At 70.2% G+C, this 13,124-nt stretch carries 12 protein-coding genes; 4 read left to right on the top strand and 8 right to left on the bottom strand.

Going from position 1 to position 13,124, the window contains the following annotated elements; translation table 11 throughout:
* Nucleotides 1–21: 21 nt before the first annotated feature.
* From ACFV6V_RS27100 to ACFV6V_RS27080, 5 genes are all read right to left on the bottom strand, one after another.
* The gene (locus ACFV6V_RS27100; protein WP_385569917.1) at nt 22–657 is read right to left on the bottom strand and encodes a GPP34 family phosphoprotein; all 636 of its coding nucleotides are present in this window, start codon (nt 655–657) and stop codon (nt 22–24) included.
* Nucleotides 658–683: 26 nt separating this feature from the next.
* The gene (locus ACFV6V_RS27095) at nt 684–1,709 is read right to left on the bottom strand and encodes an alcohol dehydrogenase catalytic domain-containing protein (protein ID WP_385569914.1); all 1,026 of its coding nucleotides are present in this window, start codon (nt 1,707–1,709) and stop codon (nt 684–686) included.
* 91 nt (nt 1,710–1,800) lie between these two features.
* The gene (locus ACFV6V_RS27090) at nt 1,801–2,547 is read right to left on the bottom strand and encodes a succinate dehydrogenase/fumarate reductase iron-sulfur subunit (RefSeq protein WP_385569912.1); all 747 of its coding nucleotides are present in this window, start codon (nt 2,545–2,547) and stop codon (nt 1,801–1,803) included.
* Nucleotides 2,544–4,511 (bottom strand): fumarate reductase/succinate dehydrogenase flavoprotein subunit, encoded by a 1,968-nt coding sequence (locus ACFV6V_RS27085; protein ID WP_385569910.1) that lies wholly within the window; start codon nt 4,509–4,511, stop codon nt 2,544–2,546. The genes ACFV6V_RS27090 and ACFV6V_RS27085 overlap by 4 nt, the downstream gene beginning before the upstream one ends.
* Nucleotide 4,512: 1 nt before the next feature.
* The gene (locus ACFV6V_RS27080) at nt 4,513–5,217 is read right to left on the bottom strand and encodes a succinate dehydrogenase cytochrome b subunit (protein WP_385569907.1); all 705 of its coding nucleotides are present in this window, start codon (nt 5,215–5,217) and stop codon (nt 4,513–4,515) included.
* Nucleotides 5,218–5,311: 94 nt separating this feature from the next.
* Between ACFV6V_RS27080 and ACFV6V_RS27075 the strand changes: the two genes are divergently transcribed.
* Nucleotides 5,312–6,235: a LysR family transcriptional regulator gene (locus ACFV6V_RS27075; protein ID WP_385569905.1), complete on the top strand. Its 924-nt coding sequence runs from the start codon at nt 5,312–5,314 to the stop codon at nt 6,233–6,235.
* Between the two features lie 149 nt (nt 6,236–6,384).
* Here the strand turns inward: ACFV6V_RS27075 and ACFV6V_RS27070 are convergent, their stop codons facing one another.
* The 3 genes from ACFV6V_RS27070 to ACFV6V_RS27060 all read right to left on the bottom strand — a co-directional run bounded on the left by ACFV6V_RS27070 (nt 6,385) and on the right by ACFV6V_RS27060 (nt 10,691).
* Entirely contained in the window at nt 6,385–8,574 is a 2,190-nt protein-coding gene (locus ACFV6V_RS27070; protein ID WP_385569904.1) for a putative bifunctional diguanylate cyclase/phosphodiesterase, read from the bottom strand.
* The gene (locus ACFV6V_RS27065) at nt 8,571–9,383 is read right to left on the bottom strand and encodes an SAM-dependent methyltransferase (protein ID WP_385569901.1); all 813 of its coding nucleotides are present in this window, start codon (nt 9,381–9,383) and stop codon (nt 8,571–8,573) included. Before ACFV6V_RS27065 ends, ACFV6V_RS27070 begins: the two co-directional genes overlap by 4 nt.
* 336 nt (nt 9,384–9,719) lie before the next feature.
* On the bottom strand, nt 9,720–10,691 hold the full coding sequence (locus ACFV6V_RS27060; protein WP_385569899.1) for an SCO0930 family lipoprotein: 972 nt from the start codon (nt 10,689–10,691) through the stop codon (nt 9,720–9,722).
* Nucleotides 10,692–10,893: 202 nt separating this feature from the next.
* On the opposite strand from ACFV6V_RS27060, the gene ACFV6V_RS27055 reads away from it, so the two are divergent.
* The 3 genes from ACFV6V_RS27055 (at nt 10,894) to ACFV6V_RS27045 (ending at nt 12,993) form a co-directional block, all read left to right on the top strand.
* A complete protein-coding gene (locus ACFV6V_RS27055) occupies nt 10,894–11,439 on the top strand; it encodes a hypothetical protein (RefSeq protein ID WP_385569998.1) in 546 nt (181 codons plus the stop codon).
* Between the two features lie 16 nt (nt 11,440–11,455).
* A complete protein-coding gene (locus ACFV6V_RS27050) occupies nt 11,456–12,220 on the top strand; it encodes a hypothetical protein (RefSeq protein ID WP_385569897.1) in 765 nt (254 codons plus the stop codon).
* A gap of 209 nt (nt 12,221–12,429) precedes the next feature.
* Nucleotides 12,430–12,993, top strand: coding sequence for a hypothetical protein (locus tag ACFV6V_RS27045; protein ID WP_385569894.1), 564 nt, complete (start codon nt 12,430–12,432; stop codon nt 12,991–12,993).
* The last annotated feature ends 131 nt before the right edge of the window (nt 12,994–13,124 follow it).

Genomic DNA, 13,124 nt, shown 5'->3' with positions numbered 1-13,124 from the left:
GCGACGAGTGGCGCTACGCCCTCATTGGCCGCGCCAGATGTTGTCGAAGGCGGCCTGCTCAACGGCGCGCCGCTGCCGCAGCGCTTCCAGTTCCGTCAGCGCTCCGTAGACGGCGGCGAGCACGGTGTCCACGGCGTCATCGCCCGTGCTCGGTACATCGGCGTCGGAATCGGTGACGGCGGTGTCGTGCTGGATCCGGACCGCCGCCGCGAGGGCGGCCAGCACAGGCTCGGCCGACGTCCAGCGGTCCACGGCATCGCGACGGGCCGGTGAATCGGCCAGCTCGACGCGTCCGGCGCGGAAGGTCACCCCTCGACGGCGAGGCCGACTCAGCAGCCCGTCCGCTTCGAGTGCCGCCAGGTAGGCCGCGGAAAGGCCCCGGCCTCTGCGCCAGAGCCAGTCGTCCACCGACTCGTACGGCTGCTCACGGACAAGTGACTCCGCGGCCTGGTCCAGCAGGGCGTCGGCGGCGGCGGGGCGGTCGCCGGGCACGAGGCGGTCGCCGTCCAGGGTGACGGCCCCGGACCCGATGAGGTCGATCACCTCGGCGCCCGCCAGGGCGAGGGAGAAGTCGCCGTGTTCCACGGAGCGGCCGGGCTCCGTGTCCATGGCGATGATCAGCAGGTCCTGTGCCGTGGTGGTGAATCCCGTGGTCATAGATAGATCCGCATCAAGACGGTGTGTCAGCCGGTCGTGAGCACCATACGGAATCGAGCGGCGCCCGAGAGCATCTTGTCGTACGCCTCACCTGCCCGGTTCAGCGGAAGGACCTCGATCATCGGGCGGATCCCGTGCAGGGCGCTGAACTCCATGGTGTCCTGGATGTCCTGCGCGGTGCCGGAAGCATGGCCGCGAACGGTCCTGGAACGCATGATCAGCTGGGCCGGGTTGATGCCCAGCGGCTCCGAGTCCGCGCCGATCACGACCAGTTCGCCGCGGTGCGAGAGACCGTCGACGGTCGCCGCGATGGCGGCGGAGTTGGCCGCGGTGGCCAGCACCACCTTGGCGCCCCCGAGGGACTGGAGGGCTTCTGCGACGGGCGTGCCCGCGGTGCTGTCGATGTAGTGGTGGGCGCCGAGCTGCTCGGCGAAGTCGGATTTGGCGGCGCCGCGGGCGATCGCCACGGTCTCGTAGCCCATCGCGACGGCGTACCGCACCGCCAGATGCCCGAGCCCGCCGATGCCGAGAACCGCGACCAGGTCTCCGTGTCGGGCGGAGCTGCACCGCAGACCGTTGAAGACGGTCACGCCGGCGCAGGCCAGGGGGGCCGCATCGGCCGCGGTCAGCGAGCCGGGAATCCAGGCCAGGGCTCCGGTCGGCACGATCACCGCCTCCGCGTAGCCCCCGTCGTAGGCCCAGCCGGGCACCTTGAGGTTGTCGCAGACGACGAAGTCGCCCTGACGGCACGGAGTGCAGTGCCCGCAGCTGCCGCCGAACCAGCCGACGGCCACCCGGTCACCGGCCTGCCAGCCCTGGTCCTCGGCGCCGTCGCCCAGGACCTCGACGCGGCCGGCGATCTCATGGCCCGGGACCACGGGAAAGCCCACACCGGGTAGCGCCGCGTTCACGAACATGGCGTCGCTGCGGCAGATCCCGCAGGCGTCCACGGCGATCCGTACCTGTCCAGGGCCCGGCTGCGGCACCTCGCGCTCGGCGAGTTCGAAGGGTCCGCCCGCGGTGGCGACCTGCGCGACTCGGTAGGTACTCATCTGGATCTCTCCCGGAACGGGGCCAGGGCCCCCGCCATCCAGCAGACCAGCTCCGGGCCGTTCCCGCGCGTCGAAGCGGGTGCGGCGGCGGTCAGCGCCCTGTCCTGCGCACCGCCCGCAGCCACTCCCTGTTCATCGCCGCGATCGACGGCAGCGGAATCCCCTTGGGGCAGGCGGTCGCGCACTCCCCCGCCAGCGTGCAGCCGCCGAAGCCCTCCTCGTCCATGGCCGCCACCATGCCGAGCACCCGGGTCTCGCGCTCCGGTTCCCCCTGGGGCAGCACATTGAGGTGGTTGACCTTCGCCGAGGTGAACAGCATCGCCGAGCCGTTGGGGCAGGCCGCCACGCACGCTCCGCAGCCGATGCACTCGGCGTGCTCGAAGGCGTGGTCGGCGTCGGCCTTGGGGACCGGGGTGGCATGGGCTTCCGGTGCGGCGCCGGTGGGTACGGACACGTACCCGCCTGCCTGGATGATCCGGTCGAACGCCGAGCGGTCCACCACCAGGTCCCTGACCACCGGGAACGCCGAGGCCCGCCAGGGCTCGATGTCGATCGTGTCGCCGTCCCCGAAGGCGCGCATGTGGAGCTGACAGGTGGTGGTGCGCTCAGGTCCGTGCGCATCGCCGTTGATGACCAGGGAGCAGGCACCGCAGATGCCCTCGCGGCAGTCGTGGTCGAAGGCGACGGGGTCCTCTCCGCGCAGGATGAGTTCCTCGTTGAGGGTGTCGAGCATCTCCAGGAACGACATGTCCGGTGAGATCCCGTCGACCTCGTAGGTGGCCATGGCGCCCGGTGCGCCGGCGTTCTGCTGCCGCCAGACGCGCAGTTTGAGCTTCATGCGTAGCTCCGCTGGGTGGGATGAACGTAGTCGAACACAAGGTCTTCCTTGTGCAGGACGGGGGGCTTGCCGGTGCCGGTGAACTCCCAGGCGGCGGCATACGAGAACTCCTCGTCCCGGCGTGCCGCCTCGCCGTCCGGGGTCTGGGACTCCTCGCGGAAGTGGCCGCCGCATGACTCGGTGCGGTGGAGTGCGTCGAGGCACATCAGCTCGGCGAGCTCCAGGTAGTCGACGATCCGGTTGGCCTTCTCCAGCGACTGGTTGAATTCTTCGCCGGTTCCCGGGACCTTGATCCGCCGCCAGAACTCCTCGCGGATCTGCGGGATGCGTTCCAGTGCCTTGCGCAGGCCCGCGTCCGTGCGTGCCATGCCGCAGAACTCCCACATGAGTGCGCCGACTTCGCGGTGGAAGGAATCGGGGGTGCGGTCCCCGTCGACGGTCAGCAGCCTGGTGAGCCTATCGCGTGTCCCGGTCAGCGCTTCCTGGACGGAGGGGTGTTCGTCGGTGACCTCGTCCTGGCTCGGGTTGCGGGCGAGATAGTCGCCGATGGTCGACGGCAGCACGAAGTAGCCGTCGGCGAGGCCCTGCATCAGGGCGGACGCACCGAGCCGGTTGGCGCCGTGGTCGGAGAAGTTGGCCTCGCCGATGGCGAAGAGCCCGGGGATCGTGGTCTGGAGGTCGTAGTCGACCCACAGGCCGCCCATCGTGTAGTGCACGGCCGGGTAGATCCGCATCGGCACCTCGTACGGGTTCTCCGCGGTGATCCGCTCGTACATGTCGAAGAGGTTGCCGTACCTCTCCTCGACCTTCTCCCGTCCCATGCGGCGGATCGCGTCGGCGAAGTCGAGGTACACGCCCTGGCCGCCCGGGCCCACGCCCCTGCCCTCGTCGCAGACGTTCTTGGCGGCGCGCGAGGCGATGTCGCGGGGCACGAGGTTGCCGAAGGAGGGGTAGACGCGCTCCAGGTAGTAGTCGCGCTCGTCCTCGGGGATCTCGTCGGCCGGTCGCCGGTCGCCCCTGGCCCTGGGCACCCAGATGCGGCCGTCGTTGCGCAGCGACTCGCTCATCAGGGTCAGCTTGGACTGGTGGTCGCCGGTGCGCGGGATGCAGGTGGGGTGGATCTGGGTGAAGCAGGGGTTGGCGAAGTACGCCCCGCGCCGGTGGGCCCGCCAGACGGCCGTGGCGTTGGAGTTCATGGCGTTGGTCGACAGATAGAAGACATTGCCGTAGCCGCCGGTGGCGAGCACCACGGCGTCGGCGACGTACGTGTCGACCTCGCCGGTGATCAGATCGCGGGCCACGATGCCCCGGGCCCGGCCGTCGACCACGATCAGGTCGAGCATCTCGGTGCGCGGATGCATCTCGACACTGCCCGCGGCGATCTGCCGGGACAGTGCCTGGTAGGCGCCGAGCAGGAGCTGCTGGCCCGTCTGGCCGCGGGCGTAGAAGGTGCGGGAGACCTGGACACCGCCGAAGGAGCGGGTGTCGAGGAGGCCGCCGTATTCACGGGCGAACGGGACGCCCTGGGCCACGCACTGGTCGATGATCTCGACGGAGATCTGCGCGAGCCGGTGGACGTTTGACTCGCGGGCGCGGAAGTCGCCTCCCTTGACGGTGTCGTAGAACAGGCGGTGAACGGAGTCGCCGTCGTTGCGGTAGTTCTTGGCGGCGTTGATACCGCCCTGGGCGGCGATGGAGTGGGCGCGGCGGGGCGAGTCCTGGTAGCAGAACTGGACGACGTGGTAGCCCTGTTCGGCGAGGGTCGCTCCGGCGGAGCCGCCCGCGAGTCCGGTGCCGACGACGATGACGGTGTGCTTGCGGCGGTTGGCCGGGTTGACCAGTCCCGCCTCGAAGCGGCGGCGGTCCCAGCGCTCGGCGATGGGTCCGTCCGGTGTCGCGGTGTCGGCGATCGGGGCGCCGGTTGCGTAGGTGGGGCGGGAGCGGGTGTCGTTGTGGTTGCGCATGTCAGTTCACCAGTCCCGCCATCACGGCGACGGGTACCGAGACGAAGCCCGCCGTCAGCACGAGCGCGAGGGCGTTGGCGGCGGTCTTGAGGATGCGGTCGCGGTTCGCGTTGCCCGCGCCGAGGGTCTGGGCGGCGCTCCAGAAGCCGTGCCGGACGTGCAGGCCGAGTGCGAGCATCGCGGTCAGGTAGACGGTGTTGCCGTACCAGGTGGAAAAGCTCGCGACGACGTTCTCGTAGGGCCGGCCGTGCTGGGCGTTGTCGTTGACGGTCAGCGTGGTCAGGTCCAGCAGGTGCCAGACGATGAACAGCCCGAGGATGATCCCGCCCCAGCGCATGGTGCGGGTGGCGTAGCTCGCCCGGCGACGCTTGTGGACGTACTTCTCCGGGCGTGCGCTGATGTCGCGCCTGCTGAGCTGGTACGCCGAGACCCCGTGCAGCACGACGGCCGCGAGCAGCACCACGCGCAGCGCCCACAGGGCCCACTCGTGGTGCAGCAGTGGCTCGCCCAGGGTCCGCAGCCAGTGGGCGTAGCCGTTGAACTCGTCCCGGCCGAAGAAGATCTTGAGGTTGCCGAGCATATGGGCGACCAGATAGCCGAGCATGATCAGGCCGGTCAGGGCCATGACCGTCTTCTTGCCGACGGTCGATCGCCAGAGCGTGCGCGTCATGGACGGGCGACGGCCCGTCCGCGTTGCCAGAGCCATGCCCACGACGCTAGGACCGATGGGTACGAGAGGTCCAAGACATGGATCCGCTCATCTCCATAGGTGACGCCTATCGCGGCGTATCGTGGAGGTCGTGCAGTTCCAGCAGCTCCAGTACTTCGTGGCCGTGGCGGAGGCCCGGCACTTCACCCGTGCCGCCGAGCGGGTGCACGTCGCACAGCCGTCGCTGTCCCAGCAGATCCGTGCGCTGGAGAAGGAGCTGGGCGCGGAGCTCTTCAGCCGGGCCCGCGGCAACATCGCGCTCACCGACGCGGGCGAGGCACTGCTGCCGCTGGCCCGGCGGATCCTGGCGGACGCGGACACGGCCCGGCACGAGGTGCAGGAGCTGGCCCAGCTGCGGCGCGGGCGGGTCAGGCTCGGAGCGACGCCGAGCGTGTGCACGGGCCTGTTGCCGGATGTGCTGCGGGCCTTCCACGACCGCCACCCGGGCATCGAGCTGCTGATCGACGAGGGCGGCTCACACGATCTCGTACGGGGGCTGGCGCGCGGCGCGCTCGACCTGGCGCTGGTGGTGCTGCCGCTGCCGACCCCGGCGCCGTCCCTGACGACGGTGCGACTGCTGGAGGAGGACCTCGTGGTGGTCTCCGCTCCGGAGCTGCGCCTGGGCGGAGCCCGGGGGGCGGGGCCCCTGCGGATCACCGAGCTCCAGGACGTACCGATGGTGATGTACCGGCACGGCTACGACCTGCGGGAGCTGACCGTGGCCGCCTGCCGGGCGGCCGGCTTCGAGCCGACGTTCACGGTGGAGGGCGGCGAGATGGACGCCGTGCTCGGCTTCGTACGGGCAGGGCTTGGCGTGACGGTGGTACCGCGCATGGTCGCGGCGCGCTCCGGCCGGGATCTGCGGGTGACGGCACTGGCCGCGCCGGGGCTGCGGCGGACCATCGCCCTTGCGCACCGCAGCGATGTGGCTCCGCCCCGGGCCGCGCGGGAGCTTCAGCGGATGCTGCTGAGTTCACACGGACAGCGGGGAGCGGACCCAAGCGTGCAGGACTGAGCCGGTGGTTCGGTCCTCACCCGGCTCACCCGCGCCCGCCGAGGCGCCCCGCGGTGAACTCCCGTACGAGCGGGCTCGCGTCGTCCGCGGGGCCCGGGGGACCACGTCGGGGCGGGCCTGCGTGGCCCGCCCGAGGGCGGCAGGGACCGTCACACCGCGTCCGCCAGGGACAGTGCGTGCAGCTGGTCCGGTGGGCCCGGGCGGGCGTAGTACCAGCCCTGGGCCGTGTCACAGCCCAGCTCGCGCAGCTGCTCGGCCTGCGCTCCGGTCTCGACACCCTCGACCGTGACAGCGAGTTCAAGGCTGTGGGCCAGCGAGACGATGCCTTCGACGATCTTGATGTCGACAGGGTCCGCGGGGTGCTGCTGCATGCCCTGGGTGAAGGAGCGGTCCAGCTTGAGGATGCTCACCGGGAGCCGACGCAGACTGGCCAGATTCGAGTAGCCGGTGCCGAAGTCGTCGAGGGCGATGTCGACGCCCATCTCCGCCAGTTGCCGCAGCGGCTTGAGGAGGTCCTCGTCCGCGCCGATCAGGGCCGACTCGGTGACCTCAAGACACAGCGCTCCCGGCTCCAGGCCCGAGCGCTCCAGGACGTCCACGGTGTCCGAGACCAGTCCGGGGTGGTGCAGCTGGGCCGGGGAGAGGTTCACATTGATCCGCAGCGGCCGGGCGCCGCTGTCCAGCGGGAACTGATCGTGCCAGGAGCGTGCCTGCCGTGCGGCCTCCTGGAGCACCCAGCGGCCCAGCGGCACGATGAGCCCGGTGTGTTCGGCGAGTGGGATGAAGCGGTCGGGGCTGAGCACACCGTGCTGCGGATGGCACCAGCGCACCAGTGCCTCGGCCCCGTGGACGCTGCCGTCGCCGAGTCGAACCAGGGGCTGGTACTCGATGAAGAACTCACCGCGCTCCAGCGCCGCGGGCAGCGCCGTGGTCAGCCCGTGCCGGGTGATCGCGCGGGCATCGGCCTCGGGATCGGCGAACTCGTAGCGGTTGCCGCCCGCGGACTTGGCCCGGTACATGGTGATGTCGGCGCTGCGCAGCACCTCCGCCGGGGTGCGTTCCCCGGCGGCTCCCTCGACGATGCCGATGCTGCCCCGGACCCTGATCTCACGCCCGTCGAGCATCACGGGAGTGGCCAGTGCGCCGAGGATCCGCCCGGCCAGTTCACGGGTCTCGTGCCCGGTGTCCCTTCCGGTGGTCAGGGCCACGAACTCGTCGCCGCCGAGCCGGGCCACCATCTCGCCGGGTGCGGTGGCGCAGCTCTGCAGGCGGTCGGCTATCTCCACGAGCAGTCGGTCGCCGGCCGCGTGGCCCAGGCTGTCGTTGATGGCTTTGAAGCCGTCCAGGTCGAGATAGCAGAGCCCGAAGCGGTTTCCCTCCCCCGCGGTCAGCGCCTTCTCGAGGCGCTCGAAGAACAGCGTGCGGTTGGGCAGACCGGTGAGCGCGTCATGCGTGGCCTCGTACCGCAGCCGGAGGTTGAGCAGTCGCCGCTCGGTGGTGTCCTCGATCAGGGCGAGCTGGTACTTGGGCCTGCCTTCGGCGTCCCGCAGCAGCGACACCGTGAGGTTGGTCCACAGCACGGTGCCGTCGTTGCGGTAGAAGGGCTTCTCGACCCGGAAGTGCTCGCGCTCGCCACGTATGAGTTCCTCGTGCAGGTCCCATACGTTGGGCCGGTCCTCGGGGTGCACCCACTCGTTGACCTTGCGGCCCCGCACATGGTGCTCGAGACCGCCGAACATCCGGGTGAGGGTGTCGTTGACCTCGAGTACGTTGCCGTCCAGATCGGCGATGCCTATGCCGATCGCCGCCCCTTCGAACACGGCGCGGAAACGCGTCTCGGTCGCGTGCAGAGCCTCCATCGCGTCGCTGCGTGCCGAGAGCGCCGAGCGGGCGATGGCCTCCTGCTCGCTCAGGGTGCGCTCGCGCAGCGCCTGGGCGTAGCCGGCGGCGATGGAGTGCTGGAGCCGCGCACAGCGGGCACGGCTGTCCTCGGCGGGCTCCTGGTCGTTCCCGCAGTACAGGACGAGGTAGGCGTCCACGACGCCGAGCGTGCGGCTGAGCGCGTCCGGGTCGGTGCAGTGGGCGTCGACGAGGGCTCCGCCGACCGCCTGTGCGGCCGTGCTGGCGGCGTTGGCAGCCGTGCCGGAAGGGCGCGCGTGCAGCGCGTCGCGCAGCTTCCTGGCAAGTGGCAGCAGATGCTGTTCGAATTCGGCCCGGGTCAGCGATGTGGCCGTGACCGGGAAGATCGCCCGGCTCCAGATGGTGGCGAACCGCTGGAGTCTGTCCTCGAGGCAGTCCGGCTCAGCCGCTGAGCCCGTCGCCTGTGACGGCAGGTTCACGCCTTGCGCCCCACCCCTGCGTAGCCGGAGAAGGCGTACGGGTCCTCCTGCTCGGCCGGGGCGTCGGGGCGCCACTTGGCCATCGACACCAGTCCGGGTTGGACGAGTTCGAACCCGTCGAAGAACCGCGCGACCTCCTCACGGGTCCGCATGACCAGCGGGTTGCGGATGTCCTTGTAGACATCGACCGCACCGCCCACCCGCTCTTTGTCGACCGGGATGCCGTCGTAGGAGGCGTGGGTGACCAGGAGCAGGCTGCCGGGAGCGAGTGCCTCGCGCAGCTCGGCCACCGCGCGGTGGGGTTCGTCGGAGTCCTCGATGAAGTGGAGCACGGAGACCAGCAGCAGCGCGACGGGCCGGTCGAGATCGAGGAGCCGGGTGACCTCGGGGCTGTCGAGGATGTCGCAGGGCTTGCGCAGATCGGCACCGGCGATGTCGGCGTCGTCATTGCCCTCCAGCACGGCGCGGCTGTGGGCGACGGCCACCGGGTCGTGGTCGACGTACACCACGCGCGCCCCGGGGCTGGCCTCCTGGGCCACTTCGTGGACGTTGCCGAAGGTCGGGATGCCGGAACCGATGTCGAGGAACTGGGTGACGCCCTCGCTCACGGCGAAACGCACCGCCCGGCGCATCACGGCCCGGTTGGCCTGCATGATCTTGGGGAGGCCGGGAACGAACTCCATGGCCTTGCGCGCGGCTTCCCTGTCGACCTCGAAGTTGTGCGAACCGCCCAGATAGTAGTCGTAGATACGGGACACACTGGGCACCGATATGTCGATGCCCGGTGGGGCCCAGGCGGGACGCTCCATTGATGTCTCCAACAAGTCGCCACGGGACGTACGGCCATATTGAAGGCCGGTGTTCGAGCCGAGGCTACTGATCGACCGCCAAGAGAGCGAGCAGAAACGGAAATTACCGATCCGTTCTTGGTCACACATGCCGCTGGCACGTGCAGCCGGCCCGCCTGTGTTCCGTCGGTGATCTGCCGGTGTTGTGCCTGTTTTCTGTTGGGGTGCTGCCTGCCGGTACTACGCCTGCGTTCGTAGGTGTGCCACCGACTTCACGCCATTATGCAGGGCGGCCCGCCGTCATGCGTTGGGGCGCATGACGGCGGGCCGAAAGGCCGGAACGCCGCGTGGGGATGGTTACTTGGGCGCTCCGACCGGCTTGCCCTGGGGCGAGACGGCGTACCAGGTGCCGCCCACGCCCTGGCCCTCGGTGTCACCGGGCTTGGAGTCACCGGAGTAGGTGTAGATCGGCCAGCAGTCGATGGTCTGCTGCTTGACTCCGTCGGGACGGTCGAAGGTGACGAAGCCCTTCTTGAGGATGCCCTCGGTGTCGTTCTTGTCGACCGGCGCCACAACCGGCCACTTCTCCAGGCAGGAGCCCGTGCAGGCCGTCTTCATCGGCCAGGCCGAGTCCCTCATGAAGCGGTAGACGGTCATACCGTTCTTGTCGACGACGATCTCGCCGAGCTTCGGGTCCTTGCGGACGGAGAGACCGGCGAGGTCGGCGGGCTGGCCGCCTTCACCGGCCGCGCCACCACCACCCGCGGAGGCCTTCTTGCCGTCGGGGGCGGAGGCGTTCCAGGTGCCGCCCACACCCTGGCCGTTGATGTCGCCGGGCTTGGTGTCCTTGGCGTAGCGGTACATCGGCCAGCCGCCGATGGTCAGCTGCTTGGTGCCGTCGTCACGGGTGACCTCGCCGATCAGGGAGGCGTTGGTACCGGGCGCGGCGGTCACATCGCCCGCGGCCACGACCGGCCAGGCCTTAGCGCAGTCACCGTTGCAGTTGGACTTCGGCGGGGTGGCGGTGTCCTTCTCGAAGCGGTAGAGCGTGTAGCCCTCGCTGTCGGTGAGGACCTCGCCGAGCTTCTTGCTCTCCAGGACGGCGAGTTGTCCGGCGGTCTTGGCGGCGGAGCCCCCAGGGGCTGCGGAGCTGCCGGCCGACGATCCGTAGCCCGAGCCGTATCCGTCGGCGGCCTGCTGCTGACCCGCGGGCTGTGCGGCGACGGCCTGACCGGGTGTTGTCGTGCCCTGTTCCTGACCGCACGCCGTCGTCAGCGCGAGTACGGCTGTCGCGGTGACCGCGAGCGAGGCGTTCCGCCAGGTATTCATGTCAACTCCCGTGAGCCCTGATCCGCTTGTGGCGCCGGTGCGCCGTTCACGGCCCTAAATACGGGCCGGGGCGTCCCAGGTGTTCAAACGGCCCGGAAAAAACTTCCAGAGCCGCAAACCCGAGCGGCCGACAAACCCTCCATCAGGCGAATCACCACCCATACGGGCGTGTTCCGGGCATGGGCGGATCATGCTCATCGGCGTGTCCGGATCGCTCGTCGGGCGGCTGCTCTCGGCCGCCGCACTCACCTGGCTGCTGGCGGCCCCGTCGCCCGCCGCCGCCACGACCGCCGACAACTGCTCGCACGCAACGATCGAGCAGGGCGGCCCGCCCCCTCTCGGCTCCGTCGGCACCGCCGACTCTGCCGACTCCTTCGACTCCTTCGACTCCTTCGACTCCTTCGGCTCCGCCGCGTCGGCCACCGGCTCCGGTGACTGCTGGGCGGGTCCCGTGCCCACACCGAAGCCGCCACGCCCGAAGCCACTTCCGCCGCCCCCGCCTCCCCCACCTCCGGCGCCGCGCGTCGAGCCCGAACCGGCCCCGCCGCCGCCCCCACCGCCCACGCCCGCTCCGTTCCGCTCCCCCACCACCCGGCCCAAGCCCGCCCCACCGCCCCCGGTTGCCCTGCCCACCTACCGCAAACCACCGCGCAAGGAGCCGCGCGGCGGACCCTCACTCGTCACGCTCACACTCCTGGTCACCGCCCCGGCGGTGCTCGCCGCCGCCTTTCTGCGCCCCCGCTCCTGAATTCCGGAGGTAGCCCGTGTCGGAATGGGCCGTACTCACCATCGCCATGGCCGCGGCCTGCGCGGTCGTGCTGACCATCACCGTCATCAACCAGCGCCGTGTAGGCGACGACGACGATCCGTCGGAGACCCCCGACGTCATCGAGTACATGACGATGATGATCGGCGTGGTCTATGCCATCGTGCTGGGACTGGCTATCGCCGGTGTCTGGGAGGCCCGCAGCGCCGCCCAGGACTCCGTGCGCCACGAGGCGCAGGCCCTGCACGAGGTGTACGAGCGCGCCCAGGTCTACCCGGCCGACGTGCGCAGGCAGATCCGCGCCCATGCTGAGGCCTATGCCACCCATGTGGTCCACTCCGAGTGGCGGCACATGGTCGAGGAGGGTTCCCTCACCGATGAGGGCACCCGTCTGCTCGACCGGCTGCGGAACGATGTGACGGACTATGTGCCGAAGACCGACCACGAGGGGCAGGCGTACCAGCCTCTGGTCGACCAGGTCGCCGCTGTCGACGACGCCAGGGGCGCCAGAGGAAGCAGCATCGAGGCGACCATGCCCGGGGTGGTGTGGTTCGGCCTGATCACGGGTGCCGTGGTCACGGTGGGCCTGATCTTCACCCTCCAGATCCGCCGGACCTTCCGGGAACTGCTCCTCGCGGGGCTGTTCAGTGCGCTGATCGCCTTCCTGCTGTTCCTCATCTGGGACTTCGACGCACCGTTCGGACGGAGCATCGGCGCCACGGCCGAGCCGTTCATCGCGTTCTTCCCGAGGCTCGGCGGCTGACCCGCGTCCGGGTGGCCCACCGGCGAGACCGGGGACACGCCATCTCAAACCTTCCCTAGGCCACTCGAGCGACACAAATAACCCATTCGCCCGACACCGATCGCGCGTATGAGCGGGATACTCCTAGCGTTTCGGATATCGAGGTGCATTCCCTGCCTTTGTGGAAACCCGTTCCGCAACTGCTCCTCGGGGACACGGAGGAATAGACCATGCGCGCGATACCCATCGCGTCCGCCGCCCTGCTGGGAGCGGCCGCCCTCGCCCTGACCCTGCCGGCCGCCGTGGCCGCCGGCACCGACAGCGACGGCGCTGCGGGCTCCACCCGACAGCAGCCGTTCTCGTTCGCCGTATCCCCGTCGACCGTGGCCCCCGGCGGGCAGGTCACACTGACCGTGTCGGGCTGCAACAGCCGGGCCACGGCGTCGTCCGGTGTCTTCGACACCGTCACCATCCCGGCCGGTATGACAGGTACCGCCATGGTCGACCGCGACGCCCGGCGCGGCGCCGTCTACTCGGTGACCTTCACCTGCGGCGCGCAGTCGGGGACCACGGACCTGAACATCTCGGGCGGAGCCGCGGCGGCGACCACCAGTTCGACGGCCACCTCTCCGGCCACTTCGGCGGCTTCGCCGCAGGGCGTCAGGGGCGGTCTCGGAGGCAGTGTCCGCGAGACGAACACCGGCATGATCGCGACCGGTGCGGTGCTGGTGGCCGGTGCGGCGGGCGGCCTCTTCTACGTGCTGCGCCGCAGAGCGGGCAGCAGGCTTCACTGATCCGCACCTCCGCGCCGCAAGCCCGTCGCCCCGAGTCCGCCCCCCGGACACGGGGCGACCGGGGGGTAGGGGGGCCCCGGAGGTTCGAACGGGCACACCCATCCCCAGGTCATACCCCCGCCGCGGGCGGA

Origin of the sequence: Streptomyces sp. NPDC059828, assembly GCF_042731955.1 — a bacterium.
In the GTDB taxonomy this organism is placed as follows: domain Bacteria; phylum Actinomycetota; class Actinomycetes; order Streptomycetales; family Streptomycetaceae; genus Streptomyces.
The sequence above is the reverse complement of the archived record's forward strand: the minus strand, read 5'-3'. Positions and strand labels throughout refer to the sequence as shown.

What these genes read in the sequence shown, in the direction of transcription:
- ACFV6V_RS27100 (WP_385569917.1), bottom strand. Translation starts at nt 657, where the DNA reads ATGACCACGGGATTCACCACCACGGCACAGGACCTGCTGATCATCGCC.
- ACFV6V_RS27095 (WP_385569914.1), bottom strand. Translation starts at nt 1,709, where the DNA reads ATGAGTACCTACCGAGTCGCGCAGGTCGCCACCGCGGGCGGACCCTTC.
- ACFV6V_RS27090 (WP_385569912.1), bottom strand. Translation starts at nt 2,547, where the DNA reads ATGAAGCTCAAACTGCGCGTCTGGCGGCAGCAGAACGCCGGCGCACCG.
- ACFV6V_RS27085 (WP_385569910.1), bottom strand. Translation starts at nt 4,511, where the DNA reads ATGCGCAACCACAACGACACCCGCTCCCGCCCCACCTACGCAACCGGC.
- ACFV6V_RS27080 (WP_385569907.1), bottom strand. Translation starts at nt 5,217, where the DNA reads ATGGCTCTGGCAACGCGGACGGGCCGTCGCCCGTCCATGACGCGCACG.
- ACFV6V_RS27065 (WP_385569901.1), bottom strand. Translation starts at nt 9,383, where the DNA reads ATGGAGCGTCCCGCCTGGGCCCCACCGGGCATCGACATATCGGTGCCC.
- ACFV6V_RS27060 (WP_385569899.1), bottom strand. Translation starts at nt 10,691, where the DNA reads ATGAATACCTGGCGGAACGCCTCGCTCGCGGTCACCGCGACAGCCGTA.
- ACFV6V_RS27045 (WP_385569894.1), top strand. Translation starts at nt 12,430, where the DNA reads ATGCGCGCGATACCCATCGCGTCCGCCGCCCTGCTGGGAGCGGCCGCC.